Annotated in this window: 16 protein-coding genes; 11 read left to right on the forward strand and 5 right to left on the reverse strand. The window is 73.4% G+C overall.

What is annotated here, in order from left to right; translation table 11 throughout:
• Positions 1 to 243 precede the first annotated feature (243 nt).
• Together ACWGJO_RS11490 and ACWGJO_RS11495 are read left to right on the forward strand one after the other, a co-directional pair.
• The gene (locus ACWGJO_RS11490; protein WP_452183237.1) at positions 244 to 558 is read left to right on the forward strand and encodes a heavy-metal-associated domain-containing protein; all 315 of its coding nucleotides are present in this window, start codon (positions 244 to 246) and stop codon (positions 556 to 558) included.
• Between the two features lie 121 nt (positions 559 to 679).
• Complete coding sequence (locus ACWGJO_RS11495; RefSeq protein ID WP_452183238.1) at positions 680 to 961, forward strand: metal-sensitive transcriptional regulator; 282 nt, start codon at positions 680 to 682, stop codon at positions 959 to 961.
• Between the two features lie 183 nt (positions 962 to 1,144).
• On the opposite strand, the gene ACWGJO_RS11500 is transcribed toward ACWGJO_RS11495, so the two are convergent.
• Positions 1,145 to 1,687, reverse strand: coding sequence for an MOSC domain-containing protein (locus ACWGJO_RS11500; RefSeq protein WP_452183239.1), 543 nt, complete (start codon positions 1,685 to 1,687; stop codon positions 1,145 to 1,147).
• 14 nt (positions 1,688 to 1,701) lie between these two features.
• Positions 1,702 to 2,355: a TetR/AcrR family transcriptional regulator gene (locus ACWGJO_RS11505; protein WP_452183240.1), complete on the reverse strand. Its 654-nt coding sequence runs from the start codon at positions 2,353 to 2,355 to the stop codon at positions 1,702 to 1,704.
• Positions 2,356 to 2,457: 102 nt separating this feature from the next.
• Between ACWGJO_RS11505 and ACWGJO_RS11510 the strand changes: the two genes are divergently transcribed.
• A complete protein-coding gene (locus ACWGJO_RS11510; protein ID WP_452183241.1) occupies positions 2,458 to 4,131 on the forward strand; it encodes an FAD-dependent monooxygenase in 1,674 nt (557 codons plus the stop codon).
• On the opposite strand, the gene ACWGJO_RS11515 is transcribed toward ACWGJO_RS11510, so the two are convergent.
• On the reverse strand, positions 4,060 to 4,497 hold the full coding sequence (locus ACWGJO_RS11515) for a DUF4345 domain-containing protein (protein WP_452183242.1): 438 nt from the start codon (positions 4,495 to 4,497) through the stop codon (positions 4,060 to 4,062). The two genes, ACWGJO_RS11510 and ACWGJO_RS11515, sit on opposite strands and share 72 nt — an antisense overlap.
• A gap of 185 nt (positions 4,498 to 4,682) precedes the next feature.
• Here ACWGJO_RS11515 and ACWGJO_RS11520 point away from each other — a divergent pair, with 185 nt between their 5' ends.
• On the forward strand, positions 4,683 to 5,903 hold the full coding sequence (locus ACWGJO_RS11520; protein WP_452183243.1) for a cytochrome P450: 1,221 nt from the start codon (positions 4,683 to 4,685) through the stop codon (positions 5,901 to 5,903).
• Between the two features lie 161 nt (positions 5,904 to 6,064).
• On the opposite strand, the gene ACWGJO_RS11525 is transcribed toward ACWGJO_RS11520, so the two are convergent.
• The gene (locus tag ACWGJO_RS11525) at positions 6,065 to 7,282 is read right to left on the reverse strand and encodes a Dyp-type peroxidase (RefSeq protein ID WP_452183244.1); all 1,218 of its coding nucleotides are present in this window, start codon (positions 7,280 to 7,282) and stop codon (positions 6,065 to 6,067) included.
• A 31-nt stretch (positions 7,283 to 7,313) separates the two neighbouring features.
• On the opposite strand from ACWGJO_RS11525, the gene ACWGJO_RS11530 reads away from it, so the two are divergent.
• The 7 genes from ACWGJO_RS11530 (at position 7,314) to ACWGJO_RS11560 (ending at position 17,999) form a co-directional block, all read left to right on the forward strand.
• Positions 7,314 to 8,675, forward strand: a complete 1,362-nt coding sequence (locus ACWGJO_RS11530) for a right-handed parallel beta-helix repeat-containing protein (protein ID WP_452183245.1) — start codon at positions 7,314 to 7,316, stop codon at positions 8,673 to 8,675.
• Positions 8,676 to 8,970: 295 nt separating this feature from the next.
• Entirely contained in the window at positions 8,971 to 10,269 is a 1,299-nt protein-coding gene (locus ACWGJO_RS11535) for an MFS transporter (protein ID WP_452183246.1), read from the forward strand.
• A gap of 127 nt (positions 10,270 to 10,396) precedes the next feature.
• Positions 10,397 to 11,014 (forward strand): hypothetical protein, encoded by a 618-nt coding sequence (locus ACWGJO_RS11540; RefSeq protein ID WP_452183247.1) that lies wholly within the window; start codon positions 10,397 to 10,399, stop codon positions 11,012 to 11,014.
• A 498-nt stretch (positions 11,015 to 11,512) separates the two neighbouring features.
• On the forward strand, positions 11,513 to 12,241 hold the full coding sequence (locus tag ACWGJO_RS11545; protein WP_452183248.1) for a DUF4097 family beta strand repeat-containing protein: 729 nt from the start codon (positions 11,513 to 11,515) through the stop codon (positions 12,239 to 12,241).
• Between the two features lie 399 nt (positions 12,242 to 12,640).
• Positions 12,641 to 14,275: a ribosomal protection-like ABC-F family protein gene (gene abc-f, locus ACWGJO_RS11550; protein ID WP_452183249.1), complete on the forward strand. Its 1,635-nt coding sequence runs from the start codon at positions 12,641 to 12,643 to the stop codon at positions 14,273 to 14,275.
• A gap of 170 nt (positions 14,276 to 14,445) precedes the next feature.
• Entirely contained in the window at positions 14,446 to 14,619 is a 174-nt protein-coding gene (locus tag ACWGJO_RS11555) for a hypothetical protein (protein ID WP_452183250.1), read from the forward strand.
• A 203-nt stretch (positions 14,620 to 14,822) separates the two neighbouring features.
• Positions 14,823 to 17,999, forward strand: a complete 3,177-nt coding sequence (locus tag ACWGJO_RS11560; protein ID WP_452183251.1) for an AfsR/SARP family transcriptional regulator — start codon at positions 14,823 to 14,825, stop codon at positions 17,997 to 17,999.
• Here the strand turns inward: ACWGJO_RS11560 and ACWGJO_RS11565 are convergent.
• The coding region (locus tag ACWGJO_RS11565; RefSeq protein WP_452183252.1) for a hypothetical protein at positions 17,984 to 18,192 on the reverse strand (209 nt) is incomplete at its 5' end. The two genes, ACWGJO_RS11560 and ACWGJO_RS11565, sit on opposite strands and share 16 nt — an antisense overlap.

Genomic DNA, 18,192 nt, shown 5'->3' on the forward strand with positions numbered 1-18,192 from the left:
GGTGGTGGTGTCGGGCGTCCGGGGGATGCGGGGCAGCGCCTCCACCTTGCCCGGACACCCGCAACAGGACTGCCACAGCGCCGTATTGACGCCCACGTCGCACCGGACGGCGCTGCGCCGGCCGGACGGGAGGCGTCGCGGGGAACCCTCTTCATTACCCTAGGGGGGTATGGTATGTTCACCGGCGAAGCAGCCGCCCGGACATCCCGGCCGGCGCCGGGCATCCACGACAGGAGCACACCCATGAGCGAGACCACCGTCACCGTCGAGTCCGCCGCCACCGAGACCTCCTCCTGCTGCGGCTCGTGCGGCACCGGCGCGGCACCCGCCGCCGAGTCCGCCCGAACCTCGGTCTTCCAGGTGAAGGGCATGACCTGCGGCCACTGCGTCACCTCGGTGACCGCCGAGTTGAAGAAGCTCGACGGCGTCGACGACGTCGCCGTGGACCTCGCCACCGGCAAGGTCACCGTCGGCAGCACCCGGCCGCTCGCCGACTCCGAGGTGGCCGCCGCCGTCGACGAGGCCGGCTACGACCTGGTCGGCCGCGTCGAGGGCTGACCCGCAGACGCCGGCCCGGGCGGACGGGCGGACACCACCCCGCCCGTCCGGGCCGACTCCCCCCTGCCGCATCGCCGGTAGGGTGTGAGCACGCCTCACCGCACAGGAACCGGAGACGGCCATGGCCAGCTACAGCTCCCACAAGGACGACTTCCTCAAGCGGCTCCGCCGCATCGAGGGCCAGATCCGTGGTCTTCAGCGCATGGTCGAGCAGGACACCTACTGCATCGATGTCCTGACCCAGGTCTCCGCCGCCAGTCGCGCCCTCCAGTCCTTCGCCCTTCAACTCCTCGACGAGCACATCGAATGCTGCGTCCGGGACGCCATCGCCGAGGGCGGCCAGGAGGCGAGCACCAAGCTCCGCGAGGCCAATCAGGCCATCGCCCGTCTGGTCAGGTCCTGACCCTCGCCAACGACGAAGGCTCCACCCCGGCTCCCGGCCGCTCGCGCACCGGGAGCCGTCGCCATTACGGGGTAGGGGTATGCTCGACGGCCATCCGGCTTGTGGAGCAGCGGACTTGGGGGACCATCCGTGTCGTCGATCGACGACGCCCCGATGCCCCGATGCCCCGATGCCCCGACGACCTCAGACCCGGTCGAGCGGGCGGTGCGGGCCGTCGGGCAGCTCGACCGCGACGGTGTCGCCGGGCCGGACCGGGCCGCCGGTGCGGACGATGCCCATGATTCCGGCGCGGCGCACGATCGTGCCGTCCTCGGCGCGGCCGACGACCTGCTTGAGCAGGCCGGGCCGGTAGGCGTCGATCTGGGCGCACGGGTTGCGCAGGCCGGTGATCTCCACCGCTGCCTCCGGGCCGATCCGCAGCACGGCGCCGACCGGCAGACCGAGCAGGTCCACGCCCTCGGTGGTGATGTTCTCGCCGAGCGCGCCCGGTGCCACGTCGAAGCCCGACCCGCCGAGTTCGGCGAGCAGTTCGCGGTGGATCAGGTGGACCTGGCGCAGGTTGGGCAGGGTCGGGTCCTGGGCGACGCGGGAGCGGTGCCTGACCGTCACCCCGGCGTGCACGTCGCCCTCGACGCCGAGTCCGGCGAGCAGCGTGATGCCGTCCCGGTTCGGCTTGGTGAACGAGTACTCGGCGTTGCTGCTGACCGCCACCACGGCGCCGCTCATGTTCCGGACCCCCTTCACGGACGTTCGTTCGATCGGCACTGAAGCACGCCACCGCGCGGTCGGCCCTCCGAGGGTGCCCGGAGCAGCGGCAGCACGACCTCGTCCAGGATCTCCTCCACCACCTGGTCCGGCGCCACCGTCCCGCCCGTCAGGAAGGCGTCGCGCAGCAGGTCGAGCGGGAGCGAGACGACCCTCGGGGTGATCCGGTCGGGGTTGATCTCGCCCCGGGCGGCGGCTCTGCGCAGCATCGTCTCCAGGGTGTTCACCGGTCCGCCGGAGGTCAGCGAACCGGTGAAGCGGGCCCGGAGTTCCGGGTCGCGGAGCAGGTCGACCAGGAAGGCGTGCACGGCCTCGCCCGGCAGGTCGTCGAAGCGGTGCAGCAGGCTGCGCATGAAGAGCAGCATGTCGGTGCGCAACTCGCCGGTGTCCGGCGGTTCCTGGAAGTCCGGGGCGTTGTGGCCGAGGGCGGCGATGACCAGGGCGGGGCGGTTCGGCCAGCGCCGGTAGAGCACCGGTTTGCTGGTCCGGGCGCGGGCGGCGACGCCGTCCATGGTGAGCCGGTCGTAGCCGTGCTCGACGAGTTCGCCCCAGACGGCGTCCAGGATCGCCCGTTCCAGTTCGTCGCCGCGCCGCCGCACCGGCCTGCCCTGCTCCACGGGTTTCCGCACCCACCCCTCGTAGATACGTTGCGTTTCTTGCGGGCCCGAGTCTACAGTCGGAAGCAGGAAACGCGCCGTATCTTATGGCCGAAGGGCCGAGGGGGATCCGTCATGCGCACCGTTCACAGCACTCGCCCCGCCCACCCCGACCGTGCGACCGAGGTCCTGGTGGCCGGCGCCGGCCCGGTGGGCCTCGCGCTCGCCCTCGGCCTGGCCCGAGCCGGAATCGCCTGCCGCGTCGTCGAGCGGGAGCCGGGCTTCCGCGACCGGGGCGTGCGCGGCAAGGGGGTCACCCCGCGCACGCTGGAGGTCTTCCACGACCTCGGCGTCGCGGACGCGATCCTCGACCGGGGCACGCTCAACCTCAAGGTCCGCACCTACGAGGGCGACCGGATCGTCGGGGAGGTCGACCCGGCGCCCACCAACCGCCCGACCCCCGACCGCCCGTACAACGGCATGCTGCTGCTCGCCCAGCACCACACCGAGGCCGTGCTGCGCGCGCGGCTCGCCGGGTACGGCGTCACCGTGGAGACCGGCACCGAGCTGGTCGGCCACACCCAGGACGCGGACGGCGTGCTCGCCACCCTCCGCCGCGACGGCCGAACCGAGCAGCTGGGCGCCCGCTACCTGGTCGGCTGCGACGGCGGCCGCAGCACCGTCCGCAAACTGGCCGGCATCCCCTTCCTCGGCGAGACCTGGGACGAGGAACGCTTCCTGATGGCCACCCTGGACGTGGACGGCCTGGACGCCGACCGCATGCACCTGTGGAACCACCCCCGACTGGGGGTCGGCGCCCTGGTGCTGGTCCCGATGCGCGAGGACGACACCTGGGCCGCGCACGTCCTCGTCGAACCGGACGGGCACGGCGAGCTGCCGGCCCCGACCCCGGAGACCTTCCGCCGGCTGTTCGCCGAACGGGCAGGTCTGCCCGGGGTCCGGCTGCACGAGCCGACCTGGTCCACCGTCTGGCGGCCGACGGTCCGGATGGTCGAGCGCTACCGCGACGGCCGGGTGTTCCTCGCCGGGGACGCCGCGCACTGCCACTCGGCGGCGGGCGGCCAGGGCATGAACACCGGCATCCAGGACGCGCACAACCTGAGCTGGAAGCTGGCCGCCGTGCTGCGCGGCGCACCCGAGGCACTGCTGGACAGCTACCAGGCCGAGCGGCTGCCGGTCGCCGCCGCCGTCCTGGCCGCCACCTCCACCCAGCACCGCAGACTGTTCGGCGCCGACGGCGCCCGCGCCCTGACCGACCAGTTCCGCACCATGGCCAACGCGGCGGGGGCCGACTTCACCGGGCTGTCGGTCGGCTACCGCGGCGGGCCGCTCGGCCGCGACCTCGACGACACCACCGGCATCCGGGCCGGCGACCGCGCCCCCGACGCGCCCTGCACCACCGCCGACGGCACGCCGACCCGGCTCTTCGACCTGTTCCGCGGCCCGCACCTCACCCTGCTGACCGTCGGCGAGCACCCGACCCTGGCCGGACCGGCCGGCGGCCCGGACCTGCCCGCCGACTCCACCCCGTCCGACCCGTCCGACCCGTCCGACCCGTCCGACCCGTCCGGCCCGTCCACCCCGTCCGGCCCGTTCGATCCGCCCGCCCTCCCGGGCCTGCGCCGGGCCGCCGTGCTCGACCCCGGCGGCCACGTCGCCCGGGCGTACGGGCTGCGCGGCGACGCCGTCGTGCTGGTCCGCCCGGACGGCTATGTCTCACTGACCGGCGCCACCGTCGACCGGGCCACCCTCGCCGCCCACCTGGCGGACTACGCCCCGGTGGGCTGAGCCCCGCCCCGCGGCCGCTCGTCGGCCCCGGCCGCGCCGCCGCCCCGGTCCCGGTCCCGCTCCCGGTCCCGCTCCAAGCCCGCTCGTCGGCGTCGGCGTCGGCGAGCCACAAGTACACCGGTGCGAGCCCGAGTTCGAAGCCATCAGCACCAGCTGGAACCAGTGCGGCCGGCCGTCCACCACGATCGACAGCACCCGCGCGAGGCCGCCCAGCAGGAGCACCGCCGCCAACCATCGGACCGCCCGGGCGGGCACCGGCGCCTGCCGGGCGGCCCGGATCCAGGCGACGCCGTACCCGGCGAAGACCGCGCCCGTGAAGCGGCCGAAGCCGCCGACCGTCGGACCGGCGTCCGCGATCCCGGGCATCCGTACTGGGCGCCCTCCGGCCGCTGCTGCCCGCCGATCCGGCACCCGATTGGGGGCGCCGAGGGCATATCATCGGGGCGTAACGGGAGAAGTACCGCAAGCCTCCAATTTCCTATGAATATATGACAATTAAGCGCTTCGACTCCCCTCGACCAGCCGGACCTCCGAACCCCGTGAAGGGACCCATGGACTCCGTCGCAGCCGACCCCCGGACCACCCTCCCCCCACTCCACCGGCTCCCCCTCACCCCTGCCCAGCCGCCCCACCCCACCACCCTCCCGGACGGCACCCCCGCGTGGCTGATCACCCGCTACCACGACGTCCGGCAGGTCCTCGGCGACCCCCGGGTCACCCGGGCCGACCTGCATGACGTCGGCACCGCGGGTGCCACCGCCGACGTGGCCGCCAACCCGGCGTCCCTGTTCAACCAGGACGGGCCCGCCCACCGCCGGCTGCGCGGCACCGCCCAACGGGCCTTCACCCCGCGTGCCATCGCCGGCTGGCAGCCCTGGGTCGCCGCCGCCGTCCAGCAGTCCGTGGACCGGCTGGTCGCCGCCGGCCCGCCGGCCGACCTCGTCCCCGCGTTCGCCCGGCCGGTGCCGTTCGCCGTCACCACCCGGCTGATGGGGCTCGACGGGGACGGGCCCGACCACCTGGACGAGGAGCGGCTGCACCGCTGGACGCTCGCGCTGCTCGCCCAGGGCGAGGACCAGGGCGAGGACCCACGCGGCACCGAGACCGGCCACGACGACACCCTCGCCGAATTCGGCTCCTTCATGGGCGAGTTGGTCGCCCGCCGGCGCCGCGAGCCCGGTGACGACCTGGTCAGCCGGCTGGTCCGGGCCGCGGACCAGGACGGCGGCGTCCCCGAGGAGTCCCTCGTCTTCCTGGTCGCCGGGCTCACCGCCAGCGGCAACGAGAGCGTCGCCGGTGCCCTCGCCAACGCCCTGGTCTACGTGCTCGGCGAACGCCCCGAGCACTGGCCGCGCCTCGCCGACCCGGGCATCGCCGAACGCACCGCCGAACGCCTGCTGCACTACATCCCGCTCGGCGACGACGAGGCCACCATCCGCCGGACCACCGCGCCGATCGAGGTCGGTGACGTCACCATCCCGGCCGGCTCGGTCGTCGCCGTCAGCCTCGGCAGCGCCAACCGCGACCCGGCCGTCCACCCCGAGGGCCTCGACGCCGACCTCGGCCTCCCGCTCGCCGCCCCCACCCTCGCCTTCAGCGCCGGACCGCACTACTGCATCGGCGCCTGGCGGGTCCGGCTGGAGATGCGCGAGTCCCTGCACCGCCTCGCCACCGCGCTGCCCGGCCTGCGCCTCACCGCCCCGGTCGCGGACCTCGCCTGGCAGCTCGGCGGCACCACCCGGAGCCCGGCCCGCCTCCCGGTGGACTGGTAGCCGCGCCCGGGAGCGCGGTCGGCGCCCCGCTCGGCGTCAACAGTCGGGCAACGCGCTCGGCCACCGCTCCCGGCGCCCCTCGACGCACTCGGCGCCACTGCGCCGGTGCTCGTGTTCCCGCCGGACAGCGGCTGTTCCTCCGCACCGTTCACCCGAACGGCTCATCCGAACAGCCCCTCCCCCAGCGTCCCTCCCTCGGGCGCGCCCGGCAGCACGTAGGCCACCGCCGAGGCCGTGTGCTCGACGAAGGCGTTGAGGGCGTCGCGGGCGGCCAGCCGGTTCTGGACCCGGGTGAACTGGGCCGGGTCGCGCATGAAGGCGCAGAACAGCAGGCCGCGGTCGCCCGGGCCGTCGTCGTAGCTGTAGCCGCGCCGCAGCATCCGGGCGCCGCCGTCCAGCCGGGGGCTGGAGAGGCGGACGTGCGCGGTGGCCGGGATGACGTACGAGCCGTCCGGGTTCTTGGTGTAGATGTCCGGCTCGTCGTGCTCCGCCGTGCCGGTGAGCGGGGCGCCGTCGCCGGCCCGGCGGCCCATCACCTGCTCCTGGCGGTCCCCGGGGAGGGCGGCGAAGGCGGCGGTGTCCATCCGGATCCGGCGGTAGACCAGCGCCGTCCCGTGCTCGTACGGTCCCGGCGGCCCCCAGACCCACTGCCCGCTGTCCGTACCGTCCGGGTTCGCCGTGCCGTCCTTGAAGCCGAACAGGTTGCGCGGGGTGGCGCCCCCGGTCGTCCGGGCCAGGAATCCGGACTGCGTCCAGCGCACCGTCGCACCGGCCGCCCGGGCCGCCTCGCCCACCTGCTCGGCGACCACGGACAGCGGCCAGCGGTCCACCGCGCACAGCTGGACCACCAGGTCGCCGCCGCCGCGCGCCGGGTCGAGCCGGTCCCCGGGGAAGGCGGGCAGCTCGGTCAGCAGGGCCGGCGGAACGTTCAGCCCCAACCGGGCGGCGAGGCCCGGCCCGACCCCCACCAGGCTGCTGAGCCCGGCCGGCCGGCCGTCCCGCAGCCGCGCGTCCGCCGGGCGGGCGCCCGCCGCCTCGGCCAGCACCCGGGTCAGCCCGCCGAGCAGGCCGCGCAGGGCGGCCCGCCCGTCCGAGGTCGCGGCGGGCGCCAGGTCGAGGGCCAGCAGTTGGGTGGCCGGCTGCTGCGGGGCCGTCACCCCGGCCTGCCGTTCGCCGTGGAAGGGCACAACGGACGGCTCCGGCGCCGCCGCCGGACGGCCGGGGTCCGCCCGGCCGTCGCCGCCGCCCAGGGCCAACGCCGCGGCCCCGGCACCGAGTCCGGCGGCCGCCACCGCCCCGCCCGTGATCAGGGCCCTCCGGCCCACACCGGTCCTGACGGTCGGTGTCCGGTCCTGCGCCTTTCCGGCTTCGGCATGCATGGGCGACATTGGAGACGATAGAACACGCCGTATGCAACTTTTGACCTCCCGTCACCCCGGCCCGACCGCAACACCCTCACGCGGGACCCGAACCGTCAGGCGTCTGCCCGCGCTGCTCGCCGCCGCCGTCCTCGCCCTCGCCGGATGTTCCTCGGGCGGCTCGACCTCCTCCGACGCCAAGCACCCGGACGGCACGGTCATCCGGGTCCCGCAGCACTTCCCGACCGTCCAGCAGGCCGTCGACGTGGCCCGCGAGGGGGACACCGTGCTGGTCGACCCGGGCACCTACCGGGAGAGCGTGCGCCTCACCAAGCCCAAGATCGTGCTGCGCGGCACCGACCGCAACACCGTGGTCCTGGACGGCGGGCTGCGGTTGGTCAACGGCATCACCGTCTCCGGCCCCGGCTCGGTGGTGGAGAACCTCACCGTCCACGGCTACCTCGCCAACGGCGTGCTGTTCACCGGCGTCACCGACGAGAAGCTGCAGCAGCACGGTGCCGGCGGCTCCGCCTACGACCCGCTGGACACCGTCCGCTTCCCGCCCGTCCAGGGCTTCCGCGCCAGCAACGTCACCGCGTACAACAACGGCCTGTACGGCATCTACGCCTTCGACGCCCGCGGCGGAGTCATCGAGGACTCGTACGCCTCCGGGGGCGCCGACTCCGGCATCTACGTCGGCCAGTGCAAGCCCTGCGACACCCTGGTGCGGGGCAACACCGTCGAGCGCAACGCCGTCGGCATCGAGATCACCAACGCCTCCGACAACCTCACCGTCGTCGGCAACCTGGTCCGCGGCAACCGGGTCGGCGTCACCCTCAACTCCAACGACCTCGAAGCCCTCGCCCCGCAGCACGGCGCGGTGCTCGCGGGCAACGTCGTCACCGACAACAACGCCACCGACACCCCCCAACAGGCCGACGGCGCCTACGGCATCGGCATCGGGATCGGCGGCGGCACCGTCAACCAGGTGCGGCGCAACCTGGTCCGGGGCAACCGCGCGGCCGGGATCCTCGTCACCGACCCGCCCGGGCACCCGGCGAGCGGCAACCGCGTCGAGGACAATCGGGCCACCGGCAACGGCACCGACCTGGTGCTCGCCTCCGTCGACCCGGGCAACTGCTTCACCGGCAACCAGCCGGCCGTCCAGAGCCCGGACGGCCTGGAGGGCCTGGCGGGCTGCGCCGTCCAGGGCCGCGGCGCCCCGCCCCTCGGCCGGACCAGCCCGGTCCAGTCGCCGCCCGGCATCCCGTTCAGCCAGGTCCCGGCCCCGCCGGCCCAGCCGTCGCTGCCGGACCCGACCGCGCCCGGCCGCCCGGCGACCGACCTCCCGGGCCCGGTCGACCCCGGCGCCTACCCGCTGCCGGAGTCCGCGGACGCCGTGCCGAAGCACTGACCCCGGGCGCGACCGGGGGCGCGCGGGCGCTCGCGTCGCGTTCGCTTCCGGCTTCGCGTTCGCCTGACCCGCTCCGCCGCCCGCCCGCCCCGGCCGGGCGGGCGGGCGGGCGGGTCGGGGCGGGGCGGGGCGGGGCGGACGCGACCGGGACCCGGCCGGATCCACTGCGGCCCACCGGACACTCCGGACACCGGTGGATGAGCCCGACACCCCTCCCGACACGGACAGTTCGGGACACCTCAGGCAGTTCGGAAACCGCCCGAACGGCCCTCCGCGGACATGACATACTGCGTCGGTGACCTCAGCCGACCTGGCCGCGAAGCCCTCGAAAAGCCGTCCTCAACTGGGCCGGAAGTTCCATCTGCTGTGGTCCGCGTCGGCGATATCCTCGGTCGGCGACGGCATGCGGGACTCCGCCCTGCCGCTGCTGGCGGTGGCCGTCTCCGACTCCCCCGGCGCGGTCTCCGTAGTCTCCGTCGCCGCGTCCCTGCCCTTCCTGCTGATGTCCCTGTACGGCGGCGTGCTCGCCGACCGGGCCGACCGGCGACGGCTGATGTGGACGATCGACGCGGCGCGCGCCGCCGTCGTCCTGGGCTTCGCCTGCTGGATCTTCGTCGCCGACCCGCCGCTGGTCGCGCTCGCCGCACTGGCCTTCCTGCTCGGCTGCGGCGAGACAGTCTTCTCCAACGCCGCCACCTCGGCCGTCCCCGAGCTGGTCCGCCCCGACCAGCTCGACGCCGCCAACGGCCGGATGCAGGCCAACATGCTCGTCGGCGGCAACCTGATCGGCCCGCTGCTCGGCTCGGCGCTGTTCGCCGTGGCCGCCGCCGCCCCCTTCACGGTGGACGGCGTGTCCTTCGCGCTCGCCGCCGTCCTGGTCGCCGCCACCGGCCGCTCCACCGCGCCGCGCACCCGGGCCGACCGCCGCCCGGTGCTCACCGAGATCCGCGAGGGCGTCGACTGGCTGTTCCACCACCGCGACGTGCGGATGCTCGCCGTGCTCTCCACCCTCGGCGCGCTCGCCTGCTTCATGGGCACCACCATGATGGTCCTGATGGTCACCAGGGTCATCCACGCACCCGCCGCCGCCTACGGCATCGTGCTCGCGGCCGGCGCCATCGGCGGCACCGCCGCGAGCACGCTGGCCGGCCGGCTCAGCCGGCTGCTCGGCCGGGGCACCCGGATCGCCCTCGCCTTCCTGCTGATGGGCGTCTCGCTGATCCTGATGGGCCTGAGCACCTCGGTGGCCGAAGTGGCCGCACTGTACGGCGTGGTCGGCTTCGGGATCGTCACCTGGAACATCCAGGCGATCTCGCTGCGCCAGCAGGCCGTGCCGAAGGAGCTGCTCGGCCGGGTCAACAGCTGCTACATGCTGCTGAGCCGCCTCGGCATCATGGCCGGCGCCGCCCTCAGCGGCTGGATCGCCTCCGCCGTCGGCATCCGCACCCCGCTGCTGATCGGCGGCGGCCTGCTGCTCGTCCTGCTGGTCGCGGTGCTGCTCCTGCTCCCGCGGATGACCGCGCTGGAGGCCGTCCCGGCGGGCGCCGAGTCGAACTCCGGCGCCGGCGTCGGGGCCGGGTCCGAGGCCGAGTAACCCCGGTGCCGGAAGGGCGGCTTTCGCGTCCTCCCGCTCAACGGCCCCTGCCGGCCGGTATGGTGACCCGAGGGGTGGCGCCGGGAAGACTGGTCGGTGCGCAGCACCGCATGCCCTGAGGAGAGCCGTGAACGCCAACCACCCCACCGCCGCGGACCGGTCGACCGCCTCCGACACCCCCGATTCCTCCGACACCCCCGATTCCTCCGCTGCCTCCCGCGCCGAAGCACCGCCCGTCAGCCTCGGGCCCCTGGTGCGGATCGACGGCGGCTGGTTCATCGGCGACCACGAGAGCACGGCGCACCTCGCCGTCCTCCCCGGGGGTTTCGAGCACCGCGTCGCCGGGCGGGATCCGTTCCTGGTGCCGTGGGACCGCCTGATGAGCCTGCAACTCGGTTTCACCCGCGGCCGGTTCCCCAGCACACCGGTCGGCGGCCTCCTGAACGCGTACGACGGCGCGATCGGCGCCCACGGCTCCTGCCTCAGCGCCATGGTCCGGCACCCCTACGACCTGTGGCGGCCCCGGTTCGTCCACCACGGGTGGTGGTACCCGGCGCCCGAGCTCACGGTGCTGCGGCAACTGCTGGGGGACATCGTCGGCCTCGGCCACGTCGAACGGCTCGGTGACGACGCCTGGCTGACCTCGACCGTCGAGGAATTGGCAGCGGACCGCCACCTCCGGAAGTGGCGGACCGGCAAGGCCGTCATGGAAGGCGTGAAGGAGATCATCACCCGCGGGGCGTGACCTTCGCCCGGCGCCCCGGACTCCCCATGGACAGGTCAAGTCGTTGTCCGTAGAATTCTTCTGACAGGTCGACAGATCGGCACGCCCCTGATGGCGCGGCCCCGGTCGGCCCGTACCGGGTGATGCGGCGAGGCCGCGGCCCCCGGCGCCGAGCCGGGCGCCGGATCGCTCCCCCGTCGATCCGGCGCCCCTCCGCCCGAAGGTCGCGCACAGGGCGTGTCGCACCACCCGCCGGGACCGCGATCACGCCGCCGCTTCCGAGGGCCTCTTCTCTTCCTTCGAACGTCGCACTTGCTTCGGACGCCGCTCCCACCAGGCGTCGCCCTGCGCCGGTTCTCCGGCGATCCGCAGCCGCCCGGCGTCCCCAATGTGGGGTAACTCCCCATCTGGAGAGGGGGGTTAGCCCCATGGCCGATGACATTCGCACCGGGATAGCGTCGTCGGGTCCGCCCCGCGACGGGGCCCGTTCGGGAAAGCCCTCCAGATCTGGGGAATGACATGCGCCAACAGTCCGGCCGCCTCGCGTCCTTCGTCGTCCTCGCGGCCGCCGTGGGCGGTCTCAGTGCCTGCGGGTTGGCTCCCGACAGCAACTTCGACGACGACGCCGCGGTGAGCGGGACGATCACCGCGGTGAAGCTCGACACCACCTCCGGCGGCGTGACCCTGCGCGGCAAGGACGGCCTCGACAAGGTCTCCGTGCACCGGTCGGTCAGCTACAAGAACGACAAGCCGGGCGCGACCAGTCGGGTCGAGAACGGCGTGCTGGTGCTCGGCGGCTGCGGCCAGTACTGCTCGGTCACCTACACCGTCGACGTCCCCGCGGGGCTGCCGGTCAGCGGCCGGACCTCCTCCGGCGCGGTCAGCCTCTCCCGGGTGGGCGCCGTGCAGGTCTCCACCCACTCCGGGGCGGTCGACCTTGACGGGGTGAACGGCAGCACCGAGGTGACGACCACCAACGGCGCCATCACCGGGCGCGGACTGAACGGCGACCGCATCCGGGCCGAGACCCACAACGGCGCGATCGACATCACCTCGACCAGGCCGCAGGACGTCTCCGCGTCGACCTCCAACGGCGCCATCACCCTGCTCGTGCCGGCCGCCGCGTACAAGGTGTCCGCGAAGAGCGACAACGGCCACCAGGACATCGGGGTCTCCGACGACCCGTCCGGCCGGTACCGGCTCGCCCTGAGCACCGGCAACGGGCGCATCACGGTCAAGCAGGCCTGACGATCCCCGCGGCGTGCGGGACCCCTGCGGGTCGAGTGACCCCGCACCGACGGGGCCGACAGCACCGGCTGCCGGCCCCTTCGGCATGCCCCGGCCGGGGCGAAGGCCGCTGCCGCGAAGGGCAGTTGCCGGTCGACACCCACCGGGGGCGCACCCGTCCGGCCATCCGGCCGGCCGGCGGCTCCTGCTACAGTGGCCGTGACCTGCAGTCGTGTGATCGAGGAGTGGCAGACGTGGCGGGTGACGACGACATCTCCGGGTGAGACCCGGATCTGACGGCCACCGGCCGGTGCTTCAGGAGCGCCGCCGAGGTGGTCGGCTTCGTCGTACCCATCTTCCGCACGTCTGCCCAGGGCAGAGGTCCGTCTTCCTGCCCTCATTCCCTTCGAGGTCATCCCCATGTCCGACGCTGCCGTCGTCTGCTCCAACGTCTCCTTCGCCTGGCCCGACGACACCCCGGTCTTCCACGACCTGTCCTTCACCGTGCCCGCCGGCCGGACCGGCCTGGTCGCCCCCAACGGCTCCGGCAAGAGCACCCTGCTCAAGCTGATCGCCGGCGAACTCAAGCCCGCCACCGGCTCGGTGACGTCCACCGGACGCCTCGGGTACCTCCGCCAGAGCCTGCCCCTGACCTCCGGCCTCACCGTCGCCGAGGTGCTCGACATCGCCCGGATCATCCGGGCCATCGACGCCGTGGAATCCGGGGACGTCGACGAGCGGCACTTCACCACCATCGGCGACGACTGGGACATCGAGGAGCGCACCCGCGCCCAGCTCGACCGTCTCGGCCTGGCCGACCTCACCCCGGACCGCAGCCTGAGCACGCTCAGCGGCGGCCAGATCGCCTCCCTCGGCCTCGCCGCCCAACTGCTCAAGCGCCCCGACGTGCTGCTGCTCGACGAACCGACCAACAACCTCGACGCGCACGCCCGGCACAAGCTCTACGACGTGCTGGAGGACTTCAACGGCTGCCTGCTGCTGGTCAGCCACGACCGCGCGCTGCTCGACCGGATGCAGCACATCGCCGAACTCGGCAACAGCGAACTGCGCTTCTACGGCGGGAACTTCACCGCGTACGAGGAGGCCGTCCGGGCCGAGCAGGAGGTCGCCGAGAAGAACGTCCGCAACGCCGAACAGGAGCTGAAGCGCGAGAAGCGGGAGATGCAGCAGGCCCGCGAACGCGCCGAGCGCCGCCAGAGCAACGCCGCCCGCAACCTCAAGAACGCCGGACTGCCCCGCATCTTCGCCGGGAACATGAAGCGCGGCGCCCAGGAGTCCGCGGGCCGGGCCGGCCAGATGCACGCGGCCCGGGTCGGCGAGGCCAAGGCCCGGCTCGACGAGGCCGGGCGCGCCCTGCGCGAGGAGCAGCGCCTCTCCCTGGAACTGCCCGACACCCAGGTGCCCGCCGGGCGCAACCTCTTCCTCGGCGAGGGCCTGCAGGTCCGCCACGCCGGCCGGCCGGTGTTCGCCGAGGGCGGCGTCGACCTGAGCGTCCGCGGCCCCGAGCGCATCGCGCTGACCGGGCCCAACGGCGCCGGGAAGAGCACCCTGCTGCGCCTGGTCACCGGCGAACTCGCCCAGGACAGCGGGGAGATCAAGCGCAACGACGGACGGATCGCCTACCTCTCGCAGCGCCTGGACCTGCTGGACCTCGACCTCACCGTGGCGGAGAACTTCGCCGCGTTCGCCCCCGAGCGGCCCGAGACGGAGCGGATGAACCTGCTCGCCCGCTTCCTCTTCCGCGGGGCCCGGGCCCACCTGCCGGTCGGGGTGCTCTCCGGCGGCGAGCGGCTGCGCGCCACCCTGGCCTGCGTGCTGTGCGCGGAACCGGCCCCGCACCTGCTGCTGCTCGACGAGCCGACCAACAACCTCGACCTGGTCAGCGCCGGCCAGCTGGAGAGCGCCCTGAACTCCTACCAGGGCGCCTTCCTGGTGGTCAGTCACGACGAGCGCTTCCTCGCCGAGATCGGGGTGAACCGCTGGCTCCGGCTGGCCGACGGCACGCTGAAGGAGACCGGGGCGCCCGCGGTGTGATCCACCGACGTGCGACGCGGCCCGCCGAGGCACCGTGCCCGGCGGGCCCACCACCCCTCGCCTCGGACGGTTCCCCGTCCTCCGGCACGCCCTGATCGCCCACGACCTCGTCCGCGACCTCGGCGGCCGACGCGTCCTCGGCGACCGACGCGTACTCGACGGCCCGGTGCGTGGAACAAGCCGCGTCGGACCTGGAGAAGAACCACCGGCGACAGCAGGAGCCGGCGGAGGAGTTCAGGACGCCGAAGCAGGGGGAGGCCCTCCTGGCCGACATCCTGAGTGTCGCCGGACGGTACGAGGCCTTCGTGCCCGCCGCCGAACCGCCTGCGGGAGACCGGCCCTGATGCGACGCCAGGCCCGAGCGACGCCAGGCCCGAGCGACGGCGACCCCGGGGCGAATACCACACAGCAGGCGGAAAGCCGGAGAACATGCCGAAGCCGAACCGCCCCGAGGCCGGTACGTGCTATGGCCGACCGGCCGCACACATGCCATGCTCTCCGAGGCGACGGATGGGGACCGACCGGCGGGGGTACCGTGGAGTTCCATGTGCTCGGAGCAGTCGAACTGTCCGTCCACGGAGAGCCCGTGGCGCTCGGGACCAACAAGCTGCGCTGTCTCGCCGCGGCACTCGCGCTCGACGTCGGCCGACCGGTACCGCTGGACACCCTGATCACCCGGCTCTGGGGCGACGAGCCCCCGGCCAAAGCCCGGGAGGCCGTGCACTCCTACGTCTCCCGGCTGCGCTCCGCGCTCCGGAAGGCACAGCACGCCGACGACGGCGCGCCGCCCGCGGTGATCAACCGCAAGTCGCACGCCTACGCCCTGGACACCGATCCGAACCGGGTCGACTGGCCCCGGTACGTCCGGCTCGGGCGACGCGCCCGAGCGCTCGCCGACGCGGGCAACGACCGCCAGGCGCTCGAACTCCTACGGCGCGCCGACGACACCTGGCGGGGCGAGCCCCTCGCCGGTCTGCCCGGCGAGTGGGCCCGGGCCACCAGAAGCACCATGCGCGACCAGTGGCTCGCCACCATGCTGACCCGCTGCGAGGTCGAGCTCAGACTCGGGCACTTCGCCGAACTCGTCCCCGAACTGGCCGCGTTGGCGGAACAGCGACCGACCGACGAACGGGTGGCGGGCCACCTGATCACCGCGCTCTACGGCTGCGACAGGTTCGCCGAGGCGCTGGACGTGTTCCGGCGGACCCGGCGGGAACTGCTGGAGTACCTGGGCGCCGAACCCGGCGAACAGCTCAGGGCACTACAGCAGCGCATCCTCCGCCGCGCCCCGATCGGCGAGATCCTGACCCGCCCGGGGCGCCCCGTCGCTCCGCCCATCGCCGCCGAGCACGGCCCCGCGCGCAGCAACTACCTCCCCGTGCGGCACCGGATGGTGGGCCGCGACGCGGAACTCCGGCACCTGCTGTCGGCGCCCACGAGCGGCTCGCCGGACAGCGCGGGCGGCTGCATCCGCGCGGTCTCCGGCATGGCCGGCACCGGGAAGACCAGCCTCGTCGTCACCGCCGCGCACCTCCTCCGGGACCGCTTCCCGGACGGCCGGTACTACGTCGACCTCCGCGCCAACGGCGGCGCCCAACAGCCGCTGGACACCGAGGCGGTGGCGACCTTGCTGCTCAGACAGTTCGGGGTCCCGGCCGCCTCGATCCCCACCGACCGGGACGAGCTGGCCTCCCGGTGCCGCGGACTCCTCGCCGAGCGCCGGGCCGTGGTCGTGCTCGACGACGCCCGAGGGCCCGGACAGGTCCGCCCCCTGCTCCCGGGCAATCCCGCCTCCTGCATCCTCGTCACCAGCCGTCACCGGCTCGCCGAACTCCCCTGCAGTCCGCTCTACCTCGACCCCATGTCGCCCGAGGACGCGGCCGGACTCTTCGTCGCACTGGCCGGCAAGGAACGGACCGGCGATCCCGCCGAGGTCGATGCGCTCGTCGAGCGGTGCGGCGGGCTCCCGCTCGCCGTCGACCTGGCGGCGAGCCGGTTCAAGGCCCACCCCACCTGGTCCCTGGAACACTTCGTGCGGCGGCTGTCCCGCCGCAGCGGCCGGCTCAACGAGCTCCGCCACGGGCTCGAAAGCGTGGCCCTGGCCTTCGACGTGTCGTACCGCTCACTCTCCCGCACCCAGCAGGAGGCGTTCCGCCGGCTCGGCCTGCACCCCGGCCCCGACCTCGGCCCCGACACCGCCGCCGCCCTGATCGGACGCCCCCTGCGGGAGACCGACCGGATCCTGGAGAGCCTGCACGACCTGCACATGCTCCAGGAGAACTCGCCGGAACGGTACGTGCTGCACGACCTCCTGCGCGAGTTCGCCGTCGATCTCGTCACGGCCGAGGAACGGCAGCAGGCGGTGCGACGACTCATCGGGTTCGCGCTGCGGGCAGCCGATCGAGCCGACCGCACGCTCAATCCCCGGCGATTCCGGCTGACCCTCCCCCAAGCCCCACACCCCGCCCCCGTGGACGCGCTGGTGGACGGGCTCGACTGGCCCGACGACACGGCCGTCAGGGCCTGGCTGGGGGTGGAACTCCCCGGCCTGGTCGCCGTGGAGGCCCACGCCCGGGCCACCGGCCTGACCGAGGAGGCGGCCTGGCTCGCCCACGTCCTCGCCGACCACCTCGAAACCGAGGGGCTGTGGCGCGAGGCCGACGAGATGCACCGGGCCTCGGCACACCACTGGCACGGCCGCGGCGAGGAGCTGGCCGAGAGCCACGCCCTCCTGGCCCTGGCCTCGATCCGGATCCGCACCGCCCGGTACACCCTCGCCCGGCGGTCCTCGGAGCGCGCCCTCGCGATCGCGCGAGTGGCAGGCAGCGCCGAGTGCACCGCAGCGGCGCTGGAGAGACTCGCCCAGATCCGGTGGAGCCAGAGCGATCTGTCGGCTTCGCTGGCGACGCAGCGCGAGGTCGTCGAGATTCACCGGCAATCGGGGGACGAGTGGAACACGGCCCGCTGCCTGAACAACCTCGGCACCATCCTCCTGCACCTCGGCGACAGCCAGGCAGCGCTCGACGCCTTCTCCGAAGCCCTCCCCCTCGCCAAGACCCTCGGTGCTGCACGACTCAGTCTGCAGATTCTCGGCAATCTCGGCGGAATACATCTCAGCAGTCAAAACCCGACTGCTGCGCGCGACGCATTCGAGCAAATCCTGGCAATCGGGGAAACCATCCTGCCGCCGAACGATCTCGCCGCCATCCACGTGAACCTCGCGGCGTCCCTGCGGCTCCCCGCCGAAGCCGACCGAGCCGCAGATCTCTACCGGGCGGCGCTCCGAACCTTCCGCCAGACGGGAAACCGACGGGCCGAGGCCGACGCCATGAACGGGCTGGGCGCCGTACATCTGGAGACAGGACAGTTCGACGCCGCCCTCGACCAGAACTCGCGCGCACTCGAACTCGCCCGATCGATCGGCGCCCAGCGGGAGGAGGCCGGCGCGCTGCGCGGATCGGGCCGAGCCGAGCGCGCACTCGACCGGACGTCGGAGGCACTCGACCATCTCAGCCAGGCCGTCGCTCTCGCCCGGCAGATCGAGGCACCCGAGGAGGAGGCCCATGCCTGTGAGGCATTGGCCGATTTGCAGCTGCGAACCGGTCAGATGGACGCTGCCCGCACGACACTCCGACGCGCCATTGAACTTTCCGAGTCGACGCGCACTCCGGAATCGAAAGCAATGCGCAATATCCGCAGACAATTAGATCAAACAAGCGAATAGAACTCGCCCAGCCGGCAACCGCAGGTCTCGGACTCGATTTGTTGGGCCGGGCAGCTCTGGTGTATTAATTCCGGTGTTATGTTCAGACGAACACTTGGAAGAATGCTCATGCGTAAAATTTTCTCGTGTGCGGCAGCCATTCTGACCATAGGTCTGGCCGTCCCGTCCGTTCCTGTACTCGCCACTTCGCACC

It is taken from the genome of Kitasatospora sp. NPDC054795 (assembly GCF_053611565.1).

Coding starts and splice junctions, on each gene's coding strand:
- ACWGJO_RS11490 (WP_452183237.1), top strand. CDS start 244: ATGAGCGAGACCACCGTCACCGTCGAGTCCGCCGCCACCGAGACCTCC.
- ACWGJO_RS11495 (WP_452183238.1), top strand. CDS start 680: ATGGCCAGCTACAGCTCCCACAAGGACGACTTCCTCAAGCGGCTCCGC.
- ACWGJO_RS11500 (WP_452183239.1), bottom strand. CDS start 1,687: ATGAGCGGCGCCGTGGTGGCGGTCAGCAGCAACGCCGAGTACTCGTTC.
- ACWGJO_RS11510 (WP_452183241.1), top strand. CDS start 2,458: ATGCGCACCGTTCACAGCACTCGCCCCGCCCACCCCGACCGTGCGACC.
- ACWGJO_RS11515 (WP_452183242.1), bottom strand. CDS start 4,497: ATGCCCGGGATCGCGGACGCCGGTCCGACGGTCGGCGGCTTCGGCCGC.
- ACWGJO_RS11520 (WP_452183243.1), top strand. CDS start 4,683: ATGGACTCCGTCGCAGCCGACCCCCGGACCACCCTCCCCCCACTCCAC.
- ACWGJO_RS11525 (WP_452183244.1), bottom strand. CDS start 7,282: ATGCATGCCGAAGCCGGAAAGGCGCAGGACCGGACACCGACCGTCAGG.
- ACWGJO_RS11530 (WP_452183245.1), top strand. CDS start 7,314: ATGCAACTTTTGACCTCCCGTCACCCCGGCCCGACCGCAACACCCTCA.
- ACWGJO_RS11545 (WP_452183248.1), top strand. CDS start 11,513: ATGCGCCAACAGTCCGGCCGCCTCGCGTCCTTCGTCGTCCTCGCGGCC.
- abc-f (WP_452183249.1), top strand. CDS start 12,641: ATGTCCGACGCTGCCGTCGTCTGCTCCAACGTCTCCTTCGCCTGGCCC.